We start from the raw sequence: 233 nt of genomic DNA, 5'->3' as shown, positions 1-233 counted from the left end.
ACAGCATTGTGTGCCGCATAAATCAGGATCGCCGTCGACGCGGCCGCCGCCGTCGCCATGCCCTGTACCTCGAACAGCTGCGTGGCCCGCAAGATCAGCAGCGTCGTCGCCAGATTCCCGCACTCGAACAACACGACCGGCAGCAACGGCCGGCCCAGCCCGGCCATACGCAATCCTGTCAGGTTGAACCGGACCCGCTCCCGGACACCGTCGCCGTGACGGCGGGCCTCTCT

General features: G+C 67.0%; 1 protein-coding gene. It reads right to left on the bottom strand.

What is annotated here, in order from left to right; all coding sequences use genetic code 11:
* A partial coding sequence (locus AC1RO3_RS09460; RefSeq protein ID WP_481764164.1) for a hypothetical protein occupies window positions 1-233 on the bottom strand: 233 nt, incomplete at both ends.

Source organism: Dellaglioa sp. CoH-57-MRSF-19 (assembly GCF_056781975.1).
The sequence above is the reverse complement of the archived record's forward strand: the minus strand, read 5'-3'. Positions and strand labels throughout refer to the sequence as shown.